The organism is Syntrophales bacterium, assembly GCA_023229765.1.
Taxonomy (GTDB): Bacteria; Desulfobacterota; Syntrophia; order Syntrophales; family UBA5619; genus DYTH01.
The window spans coordinates 1-22,365 of the sequence record JALNYO010000027.1; the positions used below are offsets into that span (position 1 = coordinate 1).

Here is a 22,365-nt window from a genome sequence, read left to right on the forward strand (position 1 = left end):
CCGGAGATTTTTTGGAGGATGTAGATAACCTCTTCGGGGCCTGTTATCGCGTCGTTGTTTACGTCGAGGCGGCAGCTTGGGGCGGATAGGGGGCAGACCAGGTGAGTATCCATGCTGGCCATAAGCCTCAGGGCGATGATCGCGTCTGCCAAATCGATCATGCAGTTGCCGGAAAGATCGCCCGGCGGAAACAGGCCGGTCATCGCGGCGAAGGCATTGATCCGGCCGCCGGAGGCAACCTTGCCGGCGAGGGCGTCGATCTTGTCAACATTGGTTATGATTGAATCACGGACGTCCGCGTAGCCGGCAGTAGGGCATTGGCTGTAAATCAGCCCGGCGAGTCCAGCGACGTGCGGCGCTGCCATAGAGGTGCCGCTTTTATAGCCGTATGGATCGTATGGATTAGTTGATGGTTTATTGATAAGGGTGACCCTCTGAACCCCCGTGCCCGTGCTGAGCATAGCCAGCAGCGCCTCGCCGTCGGCTTTTGTGATCGAAACCGCCGGTACCCAGACGCCGGGCGAACCAAGCGTTCCGCCCCCTATGTCAAAGTCATCCACGACATCGTTGTAGAAAATAATTCCCTTCGCCCCCTTGGCCTGCGCGTTCAAGGCTTTTTGGGAGAAAGTGAACGCAACTCCGTCACAATTGCCCCTTTTGATCAGGGCGATATTCCCGGAAACGGCGTCGGGAATCTGATCGATGTATCCCATCATATCGCAGTCATAATTGGTATACCCCATGCCGCTGTCGTAAAGTGCGCCGATAATCCCGGAATCGGAGGTGAGGGCGGCGTATTCCATGCCGATTGCAGGGTATTCGGCCGGCGGCAACAGGTCTATGGCCTTGACGGAGGTTCCGGAAAACGGAAACGTCGAGTAGATGAGGTTGCCGGGAGCGGCGACATCCACCTCAATCTTCCCATAATTGCTTGTACTGGCAAGCGCGTCTGTGGAATCGGTGTTGGCGACGGAGATTATATTGTCAAGATCGTAGCTGGCCGGATAGATCTTCCCGCTGATATCCAGATCGTTGCTGTAGTTCCCCGCGGCGCAGGCGGCGATTATTCCTTTTTCCCGCAAACGGGCAAAGGCCGCACGTTCATCAGTGTAGCTTGCATTGCCCCCGAAGCTGCAGTTTACAACCTGTGCGCCGTTGGCGATGGCGTAGTCGATTGCCTCTATAATATCGGCATTGATAAATTCGGAGCTGTTATCGACATTGACCTTCAGCGGCATGATGCGGACTTTCCAGTTAATGCCGGAGACGCCGACGCCGTTATTGCCCACTGCCCCGACGATTCCAGCAACATGCGTGCCGTGGCCGTAGATGTTGTCCGGATCGAACGGGAACGGATTGTTGTCGTTATTGGCGCAATCCCAGCCGTATATGTCGTCAATATAACCGTTGCCGTCATCGTCAACTCCGTCAATACCGGTTTTTTCCGCCTCGTTGATCCAGATATTGTCCCGCAGATCCGGATGAGAATAATCCACACCGGAGTCAATGACGGCGACGATCACGTCCCGGCTTCCGGTTGAGATATTCCATAGCGCCTCCGCGCCAATCTTTTTGAGGTTCCACTGCCTGGAAAAACTGGGGTCGTTCGGGGTAGCCTGCGGATAACGGAGCGCGTGCCGCTCGGCATGCTCGACGATTGGAGCTTCCTGATATTGCCTTATCGCCTCAGCTTCGGAAAAGCCGTCCTGCAGCTTTATCCGCTGCAACCGCAGTTTGGGGAGATTTTTGAGAACGACGCTTCCCAGCCGGGCATGCAGCGCGGCAATCTGCTCCGGGGCTGCCTCATCTTTAAATTTTACCAGCAGTTCTCCGGCTTTATAGGAAGGTCGTTTTTCAAGATTGGCGGCGTAAGGCGCTGCGGCCGGGGTTTTTGCCTGTTTCCCTGCGGCGCTCGTTTTTACGATAGAGTCCTCTTGCTGCGAGCTTTTTCCCGACTGCTTCGTGGACGGGGCGCCTTTGCCGTTAGCTGCTGCCAGATGCGCAGGCGAACCCGTGTTTTTCTCCTTTGCTTCCGCCACAATCAGCGCCCGTAACACGCGCCAGCTTTCCGTCTCCGGCAGGTATTCATAAACAACAGCGCTGTTTTGGGATATCGCCCGCAGCACCTCTTCTATGGTCGCGGCAAAGAGCTTTACGGTGATTTTGCCTTCGACCCCCGCGCCGATGAGGATGTTTGTCTTCGTCTTTTGCGCCACGGCCGGCAAAAGTTCGGTGATCTCAGCATTCCTCGCGTCTATCGAGACCTGCCCGTCCTTAGCTTCAACAACAAGATATGGTTGCGTATTTAATTTTTCGGAAGCTGCACTTGGGGCAGGCGCGGGAAAAAACACGAATGCCGCGAAGAGGGCGGCGATGACCCGTATAGCAAAATATCTTTTAAGTCCAGAATCCGTAAACATCATAGCTCTTTTTTTCTTACATTGGGATAAGCAGCTGCCGTCTTTTTCACTATCTACAATTGACCCTGCCGGGAGTCAAGGGGAAGAATTCAGTATCAATAAAAGAGGCCGGTAAAGAATGAATTTACGGCTTGACTTTCTTTCGGCGTGGCGATACCTTTAACCCGCATTTGCAACCCCCCAATAGTTACCACTTAGAGCGTAATTTTAATAAACCCCCATGCTTGGGGCAAGCACAACTAATGATGAAAGCGTAGCTTAATGTTCATAAAATTGGAAATCATGGGTTGCCGGAAGACGTAAAAAAGATCACGATTTAATATAGTGATATTATTGGCATAAATTCTATTTTCATACAAACCCCCATGCTCGTGGGGCACAACGAAGCACGAAAATCCCCCCTTACCCCCCTTTGGTAAAGGGGGGATGGGGGGATTTTCATACAAAGCGTAACGTAAGGATGATATTTGCAATTGTCCAAAGTTATCGCCAAGGGCCGGGAGTTTTTCACTGGGGATGTGCGGGTGTTTCAATTCAATTGGTGAATGTCATAAAAAGGAGGAAAAAAGATGGAAACAAGAAATTTGCATGCATTGAACAAATCGTCCTTCCATAGGTTTATCTCACTTACTCTTTTAATTTTTTTAATCGTAATTTTTTCCGGTTGTTCCAGTAGCGACGATCCCGTACCGCGGGCATCCACGGTTACGACGACGCGCGATGCTCAAGGCGTCTTGTTCATCGCCGGGGCGGAGCAGGACCGTCTCTATGACGTCTTTGAAGCCATGGGTTACGCTGTGGCTTCAGACCGTCTGTGGCAGGGGGAAACCTTCAGACGATCCGCCCGGGGGCGACTGGCCGAGATATTGGGCGCCGGGACCTCGAACGCCTTTTTGAACCAGGACAAGCTGGTGCGCACCACCGGCTATTCCGACCAGGAGCTGGCGGATGGTTTTGCCGCGCTGGGGGCGGAAGAGAAGGAAGTCATCAATGGTTATGTGGCAGGTTTCAACCGGCGCATTTCCGAGATTCGCAAGGATCCGGCCCTGCTCCCCTTTGAGTTTTCCGCGGTGGGGATCACGAGTGCGACGCTGGAGGACTGGAGTTACAAGGATGTGCTGGCGTGGGCCGTGCTGATGATGAGAAATTTTGACGTCGAGGCGCAAAAATCAGGCCAGATCGATAATGCTGCATTGTACCAGGGGCTTGTGGCTCAATATGGAACGACCGCAGGGCCAAAAATGTTTGAGGACTTGCGATGGCTTGACGATCCCAGCGCCTTGACCTATATCCCCAATCCAGTGAAAGTTCCCCTTGCCGTGAGCCAGGCAGCGCGGACGCCGCTGATGGATAACCCGCCGTCCTCACTCCCCGATCTGCGCGCGGTTGCTGCGAGCATCTCCGAGACGCGGGAACAGATCGACGAAAACCTGAAAAAGATCAATGCTTACGTGAAGATGGGCAGTTATGCCTGGGCGATCAAGGGGACCAAAACGGCGACCGGCAATCCGATGCTCTACTCCGGCCCGCAGATGGGATTTACGGTTCCCTCAATCATCGGCGAGGGTTCTATAAAAGCCGGCGGCTTGAATGTCTCCGGGATGATAATCACGGGGCTTCCCTCCATTGTCATTGGCCGTACTCCTCATCATGCGTGGTCTATGCAGGTGGGGCACGCCCACACGGTTGATTACTATATGGAACCGGCGTCGGCAATGACTCTGCACAGGACGGAAACGATCAAGGTCGCCGGCGCAGCGGATGTCTCCCTGCCGATATACCGGACGTCTCATGGGCCGGTTATCAACGCGGCTCCCCCCATTGCCTGGAAATATTCTCATTGGGGATATGAATTCAAGGTTATCAAGGCGTATCTTGGCCTGGCCCGGGCGACCAGCATGGATCAGTTCGGGGCGGCTATTGAAGATGTCCCCTTGTCGCAGCATTTTACATATGTTGACAGGGATGGGAACATCGCTTACTGGATGTCGGGCAGGGATCCCGTACGTCCCTATGGCGGCGAATGGCGGATGCCGCAGGGCGCCGTTGGCGCAGCCCTTGAGTGGGATTCGGCAAAGCTGATTCCGCGCTCAACCGATCGCAACACAAGCCAGGGATATTATTGCGGCTGGAACAATAAGTCGCGTGCGGGGTACCCCAATTCCTGGAATAACGCCAGCTACTCCTTCGGCCCCTTCCATCGCGCTCATGTGGTTGATGATTACCTTGCGGCGAATAACAATCTTACCTATGACCAGGTCAAGGATATTGCCCTCAATATCGCCACGACGGATTCCTTCGGCGGCGGGGGCAATCCATGGAAGTATGTTTCTTCGTATTTCACCACGGCGGTGAATACGGCCCCGGATGCGCCTGTTGCTGCCCGGACAGCCGCGCTTGCCCTGCTGACCGCATGGGACGGCCATTTCGTGGATGGGGGCGCCGCCTCCTGGGCCACGGGAACGGACCGTGCCGATGCCTGGATGCTGATGGACGCGTGGATAAAGGAGGTTATTAATCTCACGTTCGAGGAGCTGGACGCCAACGCGACAATTCAAAAGGCAAAGGTCAACGGGGTGCTCTTCAACACGTTGCTGCATGGCCTGCGAACCGGAGGAGTCACAAACTATTACAATTGGTTCCAAAATGCCGATGGAGCCAAGCCGCAGACCGCCGACGCGATTATCGTCAAGGCCCTCGACAATGTGCTTGTTACATTGGGAGCTCAGCCCTGGGGCACGGCCAAACGCGGCACCATCGATTTCAAGCACGATATGCTGGGATTGGTTCACCAGATACCCTTCTCGTCCCGTTCCACCTATGCCCATGTTCTTGAATACGGCAGCGCCGGTCCCCTCAAGATCAAAAGCATGTTCCCACTGGGAGAATCCGGGGATATCCGGGTAGGCGGCGGCGGGGCGCCCGCGTTTGACGCAAATTTCTTCACGATGACGCCTGCGTACGACAATTTCGTTTACCGGGATTTCCCGCTGTTTTAGGTCTAACCTGTTAAATTGAAAAAGCCTGTGAAAACGCCTCGCCATTTTTGGCGGGGCGTTTTCTTAACTCAATTCTGCTGACCCCAATTCTGGCCTCGCCGTTGTAGGGGTACGGCATGCCGTGTCATTCTTGCCGACATCCTTGAAATAAGATTGGCAGTGTGTTAGATGCAGACGCAAGGGTAACGGGAAAGGGAAATTGATATCTTATGCCGGTTTATGAATACACAGCGCTTGATGTTGGCGGCCGCAGAAAAAGCGGTGTTGTTGATGCCGGCAGCCTTGCGGCCGCGCGCCAGAAGCTGCGGGAGAGCAGCGTTTTTCCCGTTGCAATAGGCGAAGCTTCGGGAAGCAGAAATAATGAAACCACTGCCGGCAAGACCGCCACGGGCCTTTTCCAACGGGTGGGCCTCCAGGAGCTTTCCGTCATGACGCGGCAACTCGCGACGCTGATCGGGGCGGGGCTGCCCCTGGTGCCTTCCCTTTCGGCGCTGGCGCCCCAGATACGAAATCAGCTTCTGCGCTCGACAATCGTCCGCATCCGCGAAGAGGTCAATGAGGGGAACAGCCTGACCGGCGCCCTGTCCCACTTTCCCAAGATATTCCCGCCGTTTTACCTCAACATGGTGCGCGCGGGCGAGGCGTCGGGGACGCTCAATTTGGTTCTGGAGCGGTTGGCCGATTTTCAGGAAAATCAGCAGGAGATGAGAACCAAGATCCGCACTGCGCTGGCCTATCCGCTTTTCATGTTTTTCATCGGCAGCGGGGTTTTGCTTTTTCTGGTGACCTTTGTCGTTCCAAATATCACGAATATTTTCAGTGAGATGCATCAGACGCTGCCGGCGATAACCGTTTTTCTGATCGTGGTCAGCGGGTTTCTGAAATCATTCTGGTGGATAATCGCCCTGGTTGTCGGCGCCGGGATTGTCGGCTTGCGCTCCTCGATCAAAAAGACGGAAGCGGGGCGCAATTTCTGGGACCGGCTGAAGCTGAATTTTCCCCTTTTCGGCGGTCTCAACCGCAAGGTTGCCGTCGCACGTTTCAGCCGCACGCTGGGGACGCTCCTCCAGAGCAGCGTCCCGCTTTTGTCGGCGCTCGAAATAGCCAGAAACGTCGTTGACAATCGTCTAATCGCCAACGAGATCAAAAGGGTGGCGAAGGATGTCGAAGAGGGGCAGAGCCTTTCCGTTCCGCTTGCCAAGAACCAGTTTTTTCCCCCGATCGCCGTCGAGATGATTGCCGTCGGCGAGCAGAGCGGCAATGTCGAGAAGATGCTATTCAAGGTTGCCGACGCCTACGAGAAAGAGGTGGAGGCCAATATCGTCATGATCACGTCGCTTCTGGAGCCGGCGATGATCCTCGCGATGGGCGCCGTGGTGGGGTTCATCGTGATTTCGATCCTGCTGCCCATCTTTGAGATGAACCAGTTGGTGCGTTAAGCGGCGAACGGAGCGCGTCCGCAGGTCTCAAAAGTTATGCGCTGTAAGACACGGATATTGTTAGTATAAATTCTATTTTCATATAAACCCCCATGCCCGGGGGGCACAACCAAGTATGAAAATCCCCCCTTGCCCCCCTTTGGCAAAGGGGGGATGGGGGGATTTTCGAATAGAGAGGAAATGAAAATGAGAAAAGAAAGACGCAATCAACGAGGGTTTACCCTCATCGAACTGATGGTCGTGATCGTCATCCTCGGCATCCTGGCGGGGCTGATTGTTCCCCGGATTATGGGACGGCCGGACGAGGCGAGGCAGGCGAAGGCGAGAATCCAGATTGAGAGTCTCGAAACAGCCCTGAAACTGTACAAATTAGACACCGGAAACTACCCGACGACGGAGCAGGGGCTGCAAGCCCTGGTGGAGCCGCCGGCGGTCGGCGCCCAGGCTGGCAACTGGCGTCAGGGCGGGTATCTGGAAAAGGGAAAGGTGCCGAAGGATCCCTGGGATTACGACTTTATCTATCTTTGCCCCGGGGTCCACGGGGATTACGATCTGAGTTGTCGCGGCGCCGATGGAGAGCCTGGCGGGGAGGGGAAGAATCGGGACATCAATAGTTGGGAAACCGAAGGTTAATGTTCATAGCATGACCGACCGGGGCTATACGCTGATAGAACTGTCTGTGGTCGTCCTGTTGATCGGGATGATGCTGCTCGTCGCTGTGCCGCGCGTCCGGGATGCCGTCCTTTCCGACGACCTGAAGGCGGCTACGCGCCGGCTCGTTGGCGCGGCCCGCGAGCTGAAAAATGAGTCGATTCGCGAGCAGGTTGACTATATCCTGCATCTGGATCTTGCCCATCCAGGGTTTTGGGTTTACAGCGCCGACACCACGCCGGAAAAACTGGCTGAAATCCGTAAAAAGGCGTCCCCTTTTGCCGATGGGTTGAAAATAACCGACTTCATTCGGCCCGGTGAGGAAAAACAAACAGAGGGAGACGCCGAAATCCGCTTTCATCGCCAGGGGTATGTTGACCCGGCGGTTATTCATCTTAAAAAAAATGATCGGGAGTTCACCGTTGTTTTCCAGCCGTTTCTTAATACGGTGACTGTTTATGAAAAATATGTCGATTATACATTTGCTGAAGAAGGACAGACTTTCGGTCGGTAAGCCCGGCGCTTTATTACGGAAGCGTGGGTTTACGCTCCTGGAGGTGATGATCGCGATGGCGATTCTGGCGATCGCCTTGGTCGCGGTTTACCGGTCGCAGTCGCAGAGCATTTTGATGGCGGGAGATTCGCGTTTTCTCACCACGGCAGCGCTGCTCGCCCAGGGCAGAATGGTACAGTTAGACGCCCTCGGGAGCAGGGCCGAAAGCGGCGATTTCGGGGAAGAATTTCCCGATTATAAATGGCAGGTGACGATAGAAGATACGGAAATTAAACTCATCAAAAAGTTTGTTGTGACCGTGGTCAACAGCCGGCTGGCCAAACGCAACGCATACCGATTGATTCTCTACAAGGTGTTGATTTAGTGAGAGAAAATGGTTTTACGCTTATCGAGATTCTGCTCGCCATTTTAATCCTCGGGATCGTTATGACCACCGTTTATGCCTCCTATACGGGCACCTTCCGCATCATCGCGGAAACGAAGAAGGATGCCGAGCTTTACGGCATGGCGCGGGCTGCCTTGGAGCGCATGACGAGGGATCTGGAAGCGGTTTCTCCCTGGAAAAGGGCTTTCCCCTTTTCTGCCAAGCAGTATTTCTTGGGGGACAACGAGTTTACCGGCATGATTTTCCGCTCCGCCGCCCACGTCGTCTTCGGGAAGGAGGAGCAGGCAGGCGGGGTCGCCGTTATAGAGTACAGTGTTGAAGAAGAGAAAGAAGGCGAAGGGTTTGCCCTCTATCGCAGCGATTCGTTGAGCCGTGATCTGGGGGAGGAGGCGCCGCCCCCCCGGAGGTTTCTTTTGTGCGACCGGATTGCCGGCCTGACCTGCATTTTTTTTGACGACAAGGGGAAGGAATACGAAACATGGGATTCCGAAGCGGGCGAAGAAAGTCAGAGGAAGAAGGCCCCGACGATCGTCGAAATCCGCCTGTTTCTGGTAAATCCCAAAAATCCGGACCACCCCTATCCGTTCATGACACGGGTATATCTGCCCGTAACTGCGGTCCGATGATGCAAAGCGATGGAAGCATGACCAATCAACGGGGCATAGCCCTGATCGTTGTAATTCTGATGATCAGCATCATCGTGGCGCTGACGATTCAGTTGAATCGCGATATGCGCTCAGAGGTTTATGAGGCGGCCAATCTGAGCGATCAGGCGCAGTTGCGATATGTGGCAGAATCCGTCCTTTATGCCGGAGAGGCGGTTCTTTTGAATGACAGGAACCAGTATGACGCCCTTACAGAGGATTGGGCGAATACCGAAATGTTCTCCCTGAGAGCGGCGGAATTTTTCGACAAAGCCTCGTTCAAACTGACGATAGAAGACATCGGCGGCAGAATTCCGATAAACCTGCTGGTGAGCGGCAACGCCTACAATGTTCCCATCCGGGAGATGCTGCTGCGCCTGCTGACCGGTTCCTATTTCCGCCTGGAGGAGGGAGCGGCAGAGGAAGTCACCGACGCCATCAAGGACTGGATCGATGCGGACAGCGAGACAACCGACAGGGGCGTGGAGAGTCGGGTGAAAAATGCTCCTCTTGATTGCATTGAAGAATTAATGATGATAAAGGGGGTCTCCCGTGAGCTGTTTTACGGGTCGGAGCGGTTTTACGGCCTCGTCAACTGTTTGACCGTGTTCGGCGACGGGAAGATCAACATCAATACCGCGCCCAAGCCGGTGCTGCTGGCGCTGTCGGCGCAGATGACAAGCGAGGCGGTGGAGGCGCTGGACCGGTATCGCCACGACCCGAAAAACTCCGTCGCCAATCCCGGCTGGTATAGTGGAGTTCCGGAAGCGTCCGGCGCTAATATCCCGGCGGGAAGCATAACGGTTAAAAGCGACAACTTTCAGATTAAGGCGATGGGCGTGCAGGGAAGAATGACAAAGCAGATTATCGCGATAGTTAACAGGGATGCGGGCAGAACAAAGGTTGCAGCCCTGGCCTGGAGAGTGGAGTAATGCCGGAAAAATTTTTGGGTCTTGATATTGGCGCTGGGAGCGTCAAGGCGGTGTTGCTCAACCGGGGGTTCCGGGGCGGAGGCGAAATAGCGGGCTTTTGCCGCATCGGGATTGCCGAGGCCGGCGGGATTGCCGAGGCCCTGGAGCAGCTTTTTTCCGACCAGGCCTTTGACGGCGCGATCTGTGTATCGACTCTTCCCGCGGCTCTTTTTTCATTTCGCAATATCCAATTGCCGTTTCGCGACGAACGGAAGATCAGGCAAACATTGGCCTTTGCGGTAGAGCCGTTCATCCAGCAGTCCCTTGACGCCGTCTTGATTGACTATACGTTTGCGGAACGGGCAAAACAGTCCAAATTGTTTACCGCGATTGCCGAAAGGGCTCTGATCGACGACCGCCGCAAGCTTCTATCCCCATACGTCCACGAAACGGCGGTGCTCGATATTGACGCTGTTCCGCTTGCTTCCTTTCTTGCCCGGCAGCCTGATTTTCCGACCGGCGCCTTGCTTTTGGATGTCGGCCTTCAGGATACGACGGCTGTTTTTTTCGGCAAGACGGGCGTTTTTCATATTCGTCATTTTTATTTCGGCGGCCAGAAAATGACAGAGGCCATTGCCAAGTCCTGCGGAATGAATGCGGAAGCTGCGGAAGAAATTAAGATAAAAGGGGAATTTACCGAAGAGGGACTTGAGGCGCTCTCAAAGGTTCTTCAACCATTTTTTACCGAGCTGAAAAATACCATCGCCTTTTTGCAGCAGAAGGGCCAGATTCCCGAATTTCCCACCCAAATAATCCTGACTGGAGGCGGTTCCCAAGCGCCTGGCATTGCCGAAGGGTTGTCCCGTTTACTGGAAATTCCCGTCGAAAAAACCGATTTGCTGGCAGAGGGGGGCTTCGGAATCGATGCAGATCTCCGTTCTTCCTGGGATGCGGCCGTTATGGATCAGGCCCTGGCCCTGGCGGCCAGACCCCTCGGCAAGGGAACGGGCTTCAACTTCCTGAAACGCGAGCAGGAAACGCGGGCGGGGTCGGGAGACCTGCGCGGCATCCTGAAAAAAACAGCGATCGCGGCCGGGGTGATCATCCTCCTGGCCGGCCTTGAGTTCGGGCTGGGAGATTACGCCCTGCGCCTCCAGCTCTCCCGTCTCAAGAAGGATGTGCTCACCGAGTTCAAGAAGATAGACCCCGAGGCAACCAGGATTGTCGATCCGGTTGTGCAACTCCGGGGCAAGATCGCCGAGGCAAAAAAGCTGATGGCCGGCATCGGCGATGTGTCGTCGGCTGCGGCGCTTGATATCTTCAGAGACGTTTCGGTCTCGGCCCAGCCGGAGATTACGCTTTCCTCGTTTTCCATAGAGGGAAACGAGGTTGTTTTGAAGGGAGAGGCCCCAAATTTCGACGCGATGGAGGCGTTCAAAAAGAAGCTGGAAGGCTCAAAATACGTAAAGACGGTGACGGTTGGTTCCACCAGCCTGCTGAAGAGGGAAAAAGGGGTGGAGTTTAATCTCAAGGTGGTCCGAAAAAGATGAAGCAGTTCTGGGAGCAGTTGACAAAAAGTCAGAAGCGGGCCCTGACGATTGGGCTAATCTTCGTTGCGGGGGCTGTGTTCATGCAGTTTGCCGTTTTCCCCTGGATAGACGCGCGCCAGAGGGTGCAGACGTCGATCGTGACCAACGAAAAGACCCTCCGGGAGCTGGCGACGCTTGGTCGGGAGTATGCTGTTCTCAGGCGTTCTTCAGAGGCAATAAAAGGCGTTGTCGAAAGGCGATTGCCCGGATTCGCCCTCTTTTCCTATCTGGAAAGAAAGGCTAATGAAAACGGACTGAAGGCGCACATAAAATCGATCAACCCGCTGAAGCCGACCGCGGTGGGCGCCTACGAGGAAACTGCCGTGGAAATAAAGGTTGAGAATTTGACGAGCAAACAACTGACCGATTTTTTATATAATGTGGAATCGCCGGAACAGATGGTGAGGATACGGCGGCTGTCGATCGGCAAGATGAAGGAGGCGCCGGAATATCTGGTCGCGGAGATCCAGGTTTATACCTATCAGAACCCGAGCGGGGAGGGACGCGCCCGATGAAGCTCTTCAAAATCAACCGGGCCTTTTTCGGATACGTACTGGCAGGCGTCCTGATGCTGTTTATTTTCCTATACTTGCGTTTTCCGGGCGATGCCGTAAAAAATTATCTGAAGGCATCCGCGGCGTCCCGCTACCCGGAGTTGCTCTTTGTCCTCGACTCCATTGGGCCAACGATTCCGCCCGGCATGGCGCTGGAAAATCTTACCATCGGTTTTCGCGGCCGTCCCGAGGCGACTCTGCATGTTAATCGCCTGGCGTTTGCCCCCGGCTGGCTTTCCGTGATTCAGGGGAAGGTTGCGGCTGCGGCGACGGCGACCCTGTACGGGGGCGAGATCAAGGGCAGCGGGGAGTTGGCGAAGGCCTTTTCGCTGCGTGGTCCGTTTTCGTCAACTGTGCGGTTTGAAGGGCTGCGGTTGGAAAAGTGTTTGTTGCTTCAGGAGTCTCTTGCCCGTCAGGTTTCCGGAACCATGAAGGGTTCTTTTGCGGCGACCGGCGAGACCGGGCCGCTGAAGAACGTCGCCGGCAAGCTGGAGGCAACGCTGACAAACGGAAGCTACCAGCTCTTAGAGAATGTTGCGGGATTTGACAAAATCGCTTTCAGCCGGATTGACCTGAAAATGGAGATGAAGAGCGGCGCGCTGAAAATAACCAATCTGACGGTAAACGGCGACAAACTTCGCATCACGCTGAAGGGAAACATCCTGCTCGCCGCCGATTTGCAAGAAAGCCGGCTGGATTTGACCGGTTCGGTCGAGCTGCAAGGGGCCGGCGGCCGGCGGATGCCGATGACGATCGGCGGCGTATGGGGCAATCCCACGGTGAAGCTGATGTAAAATGAGGAATAAAATGGAGGGACGCGCTTAAGTCGCGTCCGCAGCTATCAGTAGATAATTTTCGTTACTTTTAAGGGATTTGCAGACGTGGACTGGGCGCATTATTTTCGTTTTTCACTTTCCGACTTCCAGGGGTTTTTCTCCCGGCGGACGATTATTTTGACATTGATGGCCGTTTTGCTCTATCAGACGTCCGGTGTATTTTACCAGGCCCTGACGCTCCAGTTGCTCCGCATGACGCCGCCCCCCGCTCTGGAAATCAGGGCGCCCGCAACGGCTGCAGCGCTTCGCGAGCCGCTGGATGCTTATAACGCTATCCCCGAAAGAAATATTTTTGGCACAACGGCCGAGACTATCGAGGAAAAGCAGGCGAAAAACAAGCCGGCGCAGCCGCAGCAGGATATAGCCCTGCTTTTCGATCTGCGGGGCACGGTCGCCGGCGACGCGAAGCACGGTTTTGCGGTAATCGAAGAAAAAAGCGCGCATAAACAGAGGCTGGTCAAGATCGGCGATGTAATTTCCGGCGCCAGGGTTATCCGGATCAAAAGAAACGCGCTTGACGTGCTGGTCAACGACCAGGAACGGACGTTGAAGATGGCCGATAAAACCGAGGCGCCGGTTCTGCCTGGGGCCGAGGCAAAAGCGCTTCCCGCTTTGCCAGTGGCGCCGGGCGGGGGAACGGTCATCAACCGCAGCGAGATTTCCGCGGCTCTGGCCGACATGGGGAGCTTGCTCCGCCAAGCGCAGGTTCGCCCCTACTTTAAGGGTGGGGTTGCCGACGGCTTCATGATAACCAATATTCAGCCCGGCAGCATGTACCAGCGGATGGGAATCGTCAACGGGGACATTCTCCAGGGGATTGACGGCAACAGAATCCAGACGGCGGATGACATGATCTCGTTCCTCAATACGCTGAAGGGAGCTTCGGGAGCGGTCCTTTCGCTGCAGCGCGGCGGGAAGCCGCAGACGCTGAACTACCAGTTCCGGTAAGGAAACGGCGCTGCGCCGATTATTGAGAGGGCAAGAGGGGTTAAGAGGAGGAGAACGCCACTGTTTTGGGGTTTTAAATAATGTACGAGGCATACTTCGGGCTGAAGGAAAACCCGTTTACCCTCTCTCCGGATCCGCGCTACCTGTATCTGAGCCCGCGGCATCGGGAGGCGCTCAACTGCCTGCTTTACGGGATACATGAGAAAAAGGGGTTCATGGCGCTTACCGGGGGGATAGGGACTGGAAAAACAACCCTTTGCCGGTTTATGCTTTCGGAATTGGGCGATTCAGTAGCGACGGCGCTGATCTTCAATCCGGCCCTCTCCGATCTCGAACTCCTCAAAACGGTTAACCAGGAGTTTGGAATAAAAATCGGGAGCGGCAGAGGAACAAAGAAAAGATATATAGACGCGCTCAACGATTTCCTGCTGGCAAATTTTTCCCGTGGGAAAAACGCCGTCCTGATCATCGATGAGGCGCAGAATTTGCCCCGCGAGACGCTGGAACAGGTCAGAATGCTGTCGAATCTGGAGACGGCCAGCGAAAAACTGCTGCAGATTGTGCTTTTGGGGCAGCCGGAGTTGCAGGAGATGCTATCGTTGCCGTCGCTTCGCCAGTTGAACGAGCGGATAACCGTCCGTTACGACCTGAAGCCGCTGGGCAGAAAGGATGTGCGCGGTTACCTGGAGCATCGGCTTGCCGCCGCCTCCGGGAACCTCGATAAGTTGTTTTCGCCGGCGAGTTATGGCTATATTTACCGAGCCTCCGAGGGAATACCGAGGCGAATCAACGCGATCTGCGACCGGGCGCTGTTGGTTGCCTATAGCAGGGATAAACGCACGGTCGATCGGCGCATCGTCCGGGCGGCGATTCGCGACCTCGGCGCCGGTTACCTGGCCCGGACATCCGGACAGAAGACGCGGCTGCGGCTGGAAATTGCCGTGGCCCTGCTTCTCTGGGCAATGCTGATTATAATCGGATACTTTCAGTGGCCGTGGTTTTGAGCGTGGGATTTTTTGATGGATCGTCGGGCCATCAAACAGCTTGACGGGGAAGAAAAATGAGTTATATCAACGAGGCGCTCCGCAAGGCGCAAACAGAAAAAGATAATTGCTATGGGAAGGTGGATTATGCTGCTTCCCTCCCTCCCGAAAGGCGGAGGCGCCCGTGGCAAAAACCGATTGCGATTTTTGCTGCGACTATCGTAATTGTTGCCGCGGGGGCGCTGCTGGCCGTTAAATTTTTTTTGGCGCCGGTGTCCGTGTCCGTTGCTCAAAAGCTCCCGGCGTCATCGGCAGAGCGGGGAACAGCCTTAGCCGGTTCGACAGGGAAACAAGCGGCGCTCCCAATGCCAAAGCCGGCGGCGGTTCTCGCGGCAGATGACGCCGCCCTGAAGACGAGCGTGGCAAAGCCTTCTGCCGCCGACAGCAAGAAGGTGCAGGACGAGAAAAAGGCTGCGGAGATAAAGCGTCGTCAGGAAGAGGCGGCGCTTGCCCAGCGCAGCGGCAATTTCAGCACGGCCAAGACCCTCTACGGGGAAATATTGACCCTTGATGAAGATAATGTGGAGGCGCTGAACAATCTCGGGGTTGTTTATCTGGCCGAAAAAAAGGGCGACAAGGCACTGGCCCTGTTTCGCCGGGCGGTTTTGCTGAAGAGGGACTATTTGGATCCGTATTACAACATGGCCTGTCTTTACGCGCAGAAAAATGATATTGATCAGAGCCTCTGGTATCTCAAGATGGCGATATCTATAGACAAAGAAGTTATGAATTGGGTAAAAAAGGATGCCGACATGAAAAAGGTGGTAGCATCGCCTAAATTTAAGGAAATAGATGGAGGGGTAAGAAACTGATGCCATCATTAAGCATAATTGAGGAACGAATTGCAGTTGCAAGAGGGAGGGAGAGCGCCGGGGAGAGCCTGGAAGGTCTCCGGAAGCGTGGAAAATCTTCATCCCTGCTAAGGCCGTTATCCGCTCTTTTAAGACAGACCAGGCGGACGTTGCGTGGGGGGAACGCCGTTGTCAATAAATCAAGGTATTCCGTCCTTGTCGCGGCCTTCGTGATTTTTGCCGCCCTGTTTGTTTTACTGCCGGGTGTTTCCGGCGCTGCCCGCATCGCGGGTGAGGAGCAGCCGGTCACAACCGCACCGGCGCCATCCGCGATTGCGCCGCAAAAAACAGCCGCAGAAAAGAATGCCGCGGAGAAAGTGACAAAGACAGTTGCCCCGGCCAAGACAGTCGAAGCCGTGAAGCCGGCTGAGGGAAATGTGCAGGCGCCGCGCACCCCCGCACATGCGATTCCGGCGCCGGTGCAGAGTCAGGAACGAGGTCCGCGCTTCGGGGCAGGACCGTCCCTTGGGGTGCAGCAGCCCGCCTCCGGAGCAACGGCGTCGCCAGTTAATCAACCAGCGGCGGCGGGACAGGCATCCCCGGCCGCTCAACAGAACGCCGCCGCTTCGACTGCTGTCTCTCCGGCTGCCGCCGGGTCGGGCCGGTACGTGACAATCGACTTCGACAATGTGGATATAACTGTTTTTATTAAGTTTGTCAGCGAACTGACCGGCAGGAACTTTGTTGTTGACGAAAAGGTCAAGGGGAAGGTGACGGTCATCTCCCCGAAGAAGATCGCCGTTGCCGAGGTTTACAAGGTGTTCGAGTCGGTTCTCGATATCTACGGTTTTGCCACGGTCGAGGCTGGTGAGGTGATCAAGATTATTCCCGCCCTGGATGCCCGGGGGAAGAACCTGGAGCTTCGGCTCAAAAGAGAGAGTATTGCGCCCGAGGACAAGATCGTGACGCAGATCCTCTCCCTCCAGCACGCGACCCCCGACGATATGAAGAAGGTGCTCGACCCCTTGATCTCCAAGACGAGCGTTGTTCTGTCCTACCCGCCGGCGGGGATGCTGATCATTACCGATGTCCTCTCCAACATCAAGCGTCTTCAGGATATCGTGACTGCCCTCGACGTGGAAGGGGTCGGAGAGCTGATCTCGTACATTCCCCTGAAGTACGCCTCGGCGACGGAGATGGCCAAATCCCTGGCGATGGTTTTTCAGAAGCAGGTCGGCCCCGGCAGGGTGAACATTTCCCCGGTCAGGGTCGTCGCGGATGATCGCACCAACGCGCTGATTATCCTGGCGGCGGAAAACGACATGGCGAGAATCCGGGAGCTCCTGGACCTTATGGACAAGGAGGTTCCCAGAGGGTCAGGGACGATCCGCGTCTATTATCTCCAGAACGCCAAGGCGGAGGATCTGGTCAAGGTTCTCACAGGTCTTCCCCAGCAGGCAAAACCCACCGGTGCGGCGGGGGCCGCTGCCGCGGCTTCATCTTCGGGCGCCGTCTTCTCCAAGAATGTCCAGATCATGGCGGATAAGTCCACGAATTCGCTGATTGTTACTGCCGATCCAGCGGACTACTTGATCATCGAGGATGTGATCCAGAAATTGGACATCACCCGACCTATGGTCTATCTGGAAGGGCTGATCATGGAGGTGAATGCGGAGAAGGGTTTCAAGCTTGGAGTCGAATGGCAGGGAGCGAACGCGGTTTCGTATGACGGCAAGACTGGGGCCATAATCGGTGGCGTCAGCGGAGATAAGGGATCTTATGGCATTGCCCAGGGTCTTATTGCAAATAAAGGTTTACCTTCCGGGCTATCATTCGGTGTGATTGGCCAGATGATCACGGTTGCAACCATTGGGGCCGTTCCGATAACATTTCCCAATCTCGGAGCCTTTATTCAGGCTTATCAGAGCGATTCGGATTTCAGGATTCTCTCCACACCGCAATTGCTGGTGCTTGACAACGAAGACGCGGAGATTACCGTTGGGGAGAATGTTCCCTATGTATCCCGCCAGGATTCAGGGGTGGTGGGAGTGACCGGAACGACGAATTACAGCAGCTACGAATACAAGGACGTTGGCGTTACGCTCAAGGTCACCCCCCAGATCAACAAGGACGGGTTTGTCCGGATGAAGCTCGACCAGACCGTTACGAAGGTCGTTTCCCAGTCCGCATCTGTGGACTCAGCGGGAAGCCAGGTGCTGACGCCGACAACCCTGAAGCGCACCGCCAAGACGACCATTGTGGTCAAGAGCGGGGAGACGGTCGTTATCGGCGGGATGATCCAGGACGATTCCGAAAGCGGAACGTACAAGGTGCCTCTTTTGGGAGACATCCCGCTTCTGGGATGGCTTTTTAAATCAAAATCCACTTCGGCTAAAAGGACTAATCTGTTTGTCTTCATCACCCCCCGGATTATCGAGCAGCCGGAAGACGCCCGCAAGATCAAGGATGAGAAGATGGATTATATGAAGACCATTCAGGAAGGCACGATCCGGACGATGCCGCAGAAGAAGACGGAGGCTAGGGAGAAGCAATGACCGCGCCGTTGGGTTTTTCGACTGAAGGGCATACCGGCCAGCCGGCTGCCGCGCCGGGCGAGTTGCTGCTCCAGGAAAAGGCGCTGACTGAAGCGGCTGGCCTCGATGCCCGTCTTGCGGTTCTTGGAGTTCCGGGGGATATCATTGCCGAGGCGCGGACGCAGGCGCAGGAAAACGACGGCGGGATCGTTGATTTTTTCCTGCAGAAGAAGGCGCTGTCCGAAAGCAGCCTCCTCACGGCGCTGGGGGAGGAGTGGGGAATCCCGTTCTGGAAAAAACTCCCGGTTGACCACATCGACACAGATTTCACCGCCCATTTTCCGATTCAGCACCTGAAAAAACAAAAGGCCGTTCCGCTTATCGATACGCCGCAAGGGGCGGTCATTGCCGTCAACGATCCCTATAATTTTCAGGCGATTGACGATATCTGCCGGATTTTGCACCTGCCGGAGCGGGTGGTGGTGCTGGCAACGCAGGAGGAGATCAACGCGGCGATCAACATCGCCTATGACCTCAGCCGCAGCACGGCTAAGGAGTTTTTCGAGGAAATTTCCGGTGAGTCAACGGACAGCCTCATCTCCGAGATCGAGGAAAAGGGCGATCTGCTTGACGAAACCAGCGACGCCCCGATCATCAAGCTGCTTAATCTGCTGCTTTCCGGGGCGGTCAAGGACCGGGCGAGCGACATCCATATCGAACCGTACCAGGGAAACGTGCGGGTGCGCTACCGGATCGACGGCATCCTCTACGATATCCTGAGTCTGCCCCGCAAGATCCATTCGCCGCTCGTCTCCCGCGTCAAGGTCATGGCGAGCCTCAATATCGCGGAAAAGAGGCTCCCGCAGGACGGCCGGATCGAAATCAAGATCGCTGACCGGAGTGTGGACATCCGCGTCTCGACGATCCCCACCTCGTTCGGGGAGCGGGTCGTGCTGAGACTCCTCGACAAGACCTCGTCGGTGCTGAGACTCTCCGATCTGGGGATGGACGATGAGAAAGTTAGTTCTTTCAATAGTTTAATTAAATCGCCTTACGGAATTATCCTTGTCACGGGGCCGACCGGAAGCGGCAAGACGACGACCCTCTACGCGGCGCTTTCCAGCATCAACAGCCCGGAGGTGAACATCATCACGATCGAAGACCCCGTCGAGTACCAGATCGAGGGGATCGGCCAGATCCAGGTGAACCCGAAGATTGATCTGACCTTTGCCCAAGGGTTGCGTTCCATCGTTCGCCAGGACCCGGACGTGATCCTGATCGGCGAGGTGCGCGACCGGGAGACGGCGGAGATCGCGATTCAGTCGTCGCTTACCGGCCATCTCGTCTTTTCGACGCTGCACACCAACGATGCATCCTCTGCAGTGACGCGCCTTATCGACATGGGGATCGAGCCGTACCTTGTCACCTCATCCGTCATTGCGATCATTGCCCAGCGGCTCGTCCGGGTGCTTTGCCCGAAGTGCAAGGAGGCCTACATCCCCGACGAGGAGTCGCTTATCAATCTGGGACTGGGCAGAAAAAACCATTCGGAAACGGTATTTTACCGGCGAACCGGCTGTGCGGCCTGCATGAACACCGGCTACCGGGGGCGGACGGCGATCTTCGAGGTGCTGATCCTCGATGATGCCATGAAACGAATGATTCTGAAGACTTCCGATTCCAACCAGATTCAGGACGAGGCTGTCCGGCGCGGAATGGCGACGCTGCTTGCCGACGGCGCCAAAAAGGTGCGGGAGGGGACGACAACGATCGAAGAGGTCTTCCGCGTCACCCGTATCCTGAAGCGTGAGGAAGACATCGAGGAAGTTGTTTAATTGGGGACTGTTCATTAATTGGGGACAGCCACTAATAAATTTATTAGTGGCTGTCCCCAATTAATAAAGGAGTAGAATATGAACGGAAATGAGCGCCGACAGACAGGACGACAGATCCCCCGTTTTTTACGGGCGGGCGCGCTGCTGGGGTTTGTGTTTGCGCTCGTTTTTTGGGGTTCTCCCGTTTTCGGGGAGGAACTGACGATCCCCGACCAGCGGGCCAAAGCGGGACAGGATATCCGCGTTCCCTTGGTCGTCGATCAGGTGGAGCATCTCGCCGGCGTCAAGCTGGTTATTGCTTATAACAAGGAACTGCTCACGTTTAAGGGAGGCGCCCGGTCGAAAAGCACCGATTCGATGATGCACGTCATCAACGACAAAACCCCGGGCAAACTGATCGTAGTCATGGCGGCCGCCCGGGGAATATCGGGCAAGGACGTCACCTTGCTTACGCTCTTTTTTTCCCTAAAAAAGGGTTTGACCGATAATCGCGAAACCCTGCTCGAAACTGCGGAAGTGCAGCTTATGGGCGACGACCTCAAGGACATCCCCTGCAAGACAAAATCAGGCAAAATCACTATAATTGGGGACAGCCACTAATAAGTTTATTAGTGGCTGTCCCCAATTAATTCGGCGAGCTTGAATTTCTGAACCTTGCCGCTTCTGGTCATCGGGAAGCTTGCGACGATTCTGACGTTGCCGGGCATTTTGTCGGGGGGCACGACTCCTTGCAGGTAAGAGGCCACCTGCTGTTCGGTAAGGAGCGAGCCCTCTTTCAACCGCACCCACGCTGCCGCCTCCTGCCCCTTTTCCGGATGGGGAAAGCCGAAGACCTGTGCCTCGGCGATCTCCGGATGTCTGTACAAAACATCTTCTATTTCCGATGGATAGATTTCCAGCCCGTCTCTGCGGATCACATCCTTCAGCCGCCCGGTGATGTAAACATACCCCCGCTCATCCATCCGCCCCAGATCCCCGGTATGGTACCAGCCGTCATGGTCGATGGCGTTTGCCGTCGCGCCCGGCATTCGATAGTATCCCTGCATCAGAAAGCCGCGGGTGCAGATTTCCCCGGCGCTTCCCACCGGCAGATCTTCGCCGGTTTGCGGATCGACTATTTTGACCTCATTGCAGGCAAGGGAGGTTCCGATCGTTCCTACCCGCAGCTCAACGGGGTCGCCCGAGAGGGTCATGGTCAGCCACGAACTGGCCTCGGTAGTTCCATAGGCGACCGCGATTTCGGAGACACCCACGTCCTCCACCAGTTTTCGCATCAGTTCGACGGGACAGGGAGCGCCGCCCAACACCCCCCGCTTCACCAAGGCCCAGTCCTCCTTGCGGAATTCCGGGTTTTCCAGTAGGGCGATAATCATGGAGGGAGAGCCGTAAATGGCTGTGCAGCCCTCTTCCCGAATGGCTTGGAGAATTTTCGGGGGGGCAAAGGCAGCGGCGGGCATGATCAGCGCCGCCCCCTGGATCAGGCCCGAAAGGGCGATGCAGGTGCTCCCGAACATGTGAAAAAGGGGAAAGAAGAGGCAAAGCCGGTCGGTATGAGTGAGGCCCTGACGCTCGTTGGAAAAAAGCGATTTGTTGAGGAGCCCGAGATGGTTTAGCACCACCCCCTTCGGCCGGCCCGTTGTGCCGGAGGTAAACATAATGGCAACCGGATCCGCCGGACGCACCCCCGCGACGGCGCTTTCGAAACGCTCCTTCGTGACGCCTTCCCCGTGCGCGGAGAGTTCAGTCCACGGGAGCATATCGGGGAAAATTTCGTCGGAGATGGTAATTGTCTCACGTAAAAGGGGCAGTTCATCTTTGATCTTGCGGAGCATCTCCACATATTCCTGCCCCTCCATTCCGGCGGCCATGATGATGCCCCGGCATTCGGACTGCTCCAGAATGAAGCGCAGGTCGTCTTCCCGCATCCCTGGGTCCACTGGAACAACGACTCCCCCGCTGGCGGCGATGCCGAGAAAGGCGATGATCCACTCCGGGATATTCGGCGCCCATAAGGCGATCTTGTCCCCTTTCCCGAGTCCCAGCGCGATCAGCCCCCGTGCGGCCCTTTCCGCATGCAGCTTCAGCCGCCGATAGCTGCAGCGCACGCCTCGTTCCCGATGGATCAGGGCGTCCCGCTCGGGATAGCGCGCGACAATTTCCTCCACCAACTCCCAGATAGTCTTCCTTACGAACTCCATCGCCTGTCCCCCATAAATAAGAAATTTGATTTCCGGCAGTTCCGGGAAGGGAATAACCCAGGAAGCTGCCAATG

Annotated in this window: 18 protein-coding genes; 16 read left to right on the top strand and 2 right to left on the bottom strand. The window is 55.7% G+C overall.

Going from position 1 to position 22,365, the window contains the following annotated elements; genetic code table 11:
• A partial coding sequence (locus M0P74_12850) for a S8 family serine peptidase (protein ID MCK9364473.1) occupies window positions 1-2,423 on the bottom strand: 2,423 nt, incomplete at its 3' end.
• A 566-nt stretch (window positions 2,424-2,989) separates the two neighbouring features.
• On the opposite strand from M0P74_12850, the gene M0P74_12855 reads away from it, so the two are divergent.
• The 16 genes from M0P74_12855 to M0P74_12930 all read left to right on the top strand — a co-directional run bounded on the left by M0P74_12855 (window position 2,990) and on the right by M0P74_12930 (window position 20,693).
• The gene (locus M0P74_12855; protein MCK9364474.1) at window positions 2,990-5,419 is read left to right on the top strand and encodes a penicillin acylase family protein; all 2,430 of its coding nucleotides are present in this window, start codon (window positions 2,990-2,992) and stop codon (window positions 5,417-5,419) included.
• Between the two features lie 209 nt (window positions 5,420-5,628).
• Window positions 5,629-6,858, top strand: a complete 1,230-nt coding sequence (gene gspF, locus M0P74_12860) for a type II secretion system inner membrane protein GspF (GenBank protein ID MCK9364475.1) — start codon at window positions 5,629-5,631, stop codon at window positions 6,856-6,858.
• Window positions 6,859-7,044: 186 nt separating this feature from the next.
• Window positions 7,045-7,491, top strand: a complete 447-nt coding sequence (gene gspG / locus M0P74_12865; protein MCK9364476.1) for a type II secretion system major pseudopilin GspG — start codon at window positions 7,045-7,047, stop codon at window positions 7,489-7,491.
• Between the two features lie 10 nt (window positions 7,492-7,501).
• A complete protein-coding gene (locus M0P74_12870; GenBank protein MCK9364477.1) occupies window positions 7,502-8,023 on the top strand; it encodes a type II secretion system GspH family protein in 522 nt (173 codons plus the stop codon).
• Window positions 7,977-8,387 (top strand): prepilin-type N-terminal cleavage/methylation domain-containing protein, encoded by a 411-nt coding sequence (locus M0P74_12875; protein MCK9364478.1) that lies wholly within the window; start codon window positions 7,977-7,979, stop codon window positions 8,385-8,387. The genes M0P74_12870 and M0P74_12875 overlap by 47 nt, the downstream gene beginning before the upstream one ends.
• Window positions 8,387-9,034, top strand: a complete 648-nt coding sequence (locus M0P74_12880; GenBank protein MCK9364479.1) for a prepilin-type N-terminal cleavage/methylation domain-containing protein — start codon at window positions 8,387-8,389, stop codon at window positions 9,032-9,034. The genes M0P74_12875 and M0P74_12880 overlap by 1 nt, the downstream gene beginning before the upstream one ends.
• 17 nt (window positions 9,035-9,051) lie before the next feature.
• Window positions 9,052-9,984: a type II secretion system protein GspK gene (locus tag M0P74_12885; GenBank protein ID MCK9364480.1), complete on the top strand. Its 933-nt coding sequence runs from the start codon at window positions 9,052-9,054 to the stop codon at window positions 9,982-9,984.
• Window positions 9,984-11,513 (top strand): pilus assembly protein PilM, encoded by a 1,530-nt coding sequence (gene pilM / locus M0P74_12890; GenBank protein MCK9364481.1) that lies wholly within the window; start codon window positions 9,984-9,986, stop codon window positions 11,511-11,513. Before M0P74_12885 ends, pilM begins: the two co-directional genes overlap by 1 nt.
• Window positions 11,510-12,067 carry a type II secretion system protein GspM gene (gene gspM / locus M0P74_12895; GenBank protein MCK9364482.1) on the top strand — a complete coding sequence of 186 codons (558 nt, stop codon included), beginning with the start codon at window positions 11,510-11,512 and terminating at the stop codon, window positions 12,065-12,067. The genes pilM and gspM overlap by 4 nt, the downstream gene beginning before the upstream one ends.
• A complete protein-coding gene (gene gspN / locus M0P74_12900; GenBank protein ID MCK9364483.1) occupies window positions 12,064-12,900 on the top strand; it encodes a type II secretion system protein GspN in 837 nt (278 codons plus the stop codon). Before gspM ends, gspN begins: the two co-directional genes overlap by 4 nt.
• A gap of 87 nt (window positions 12,901-12,987) precedes the next feature.
• On the top strand, window positions 12,988-13,890 hold the full coding sequence (locus tag M0P74_12905; GenBank protein ID MCK9364484.1) for a hypothetical protein: 903 nt from the start codon (window positions 12,988-12,990) through the stop codon (window positions 13,888-13,890).
• An 80-nt stretch (window positions 13,891-13,970) separates the two neighbouring features.
• A complete protein-coding gene (locus tag M0P74_12910; GenBank protein ID MCK9364485.1) occupies window positions 13,971-14,894 on the top strand; it encodes an AAA family ATPase in 924 nt (307 codons plus the stop codon).
• Window positions 14,895-14,950: 56 nt separating this feature from the next.
• A complete protein-coding gene (locus M0P74_12915; protein ID MCK9364486.1) occupies window positions 14,951-15,745 on the top strand; it encodes a tetratricopeptide repeat protein in 795 nt (264 codons plus the stop codon).
• On the top strand, window positions 15,745-18,279 hold the full coding sequence (gene gspD, locus M0P74_12920) for a type II secretion system secretin GspD (protein ID MCK9364487.1): 2,535 nt from the start codon (window positions 15,745-15,747) through the stop codon (window positions 18,277-18,279). Before M0P74_12915 ends, gspD begins: the two co-directional genes overlap by 1 nt.
• Entirely contained in the window at window positions 18,276-20,093 is a 1,818-nt protein-coding gene (gene gspE / locus M0P74_12925; protein MCK9364488.1) for a type II secretion system ATPase GspE, read from the top strand. Before gspD ends, gspE begins: the two co-directional genes overlap by 4 nt.
• A 78-nt stretch (window positions 20,094-20,171) precedes the next feature.
• Entirely contained in the window at window positions 20,172-20,693 is a 522-nt protein-coding gene (locus M0P74_12930; GenBank protein MCK9364489.1) for a cohesin domain-containing protein, read from the top strand.
• Window positions 20,694-20,701: 8 nt separating this feature from the next.
• On the opposite strand, the gene M0P74_12935 is transcribed toward M0P74_12930, so the two are convergent.
• Entirely contained in the window at window positions 20,702-22,291 is a 1,590-nt protein-coding gene (locus M0P74_12935; GenBank protein ID MCK9364490.1) for an AMP-binding protein, read from the bottom strand.
• Between the last annotated feature and the right edge of the window lie 74 nt (window positions 22,292-22,365).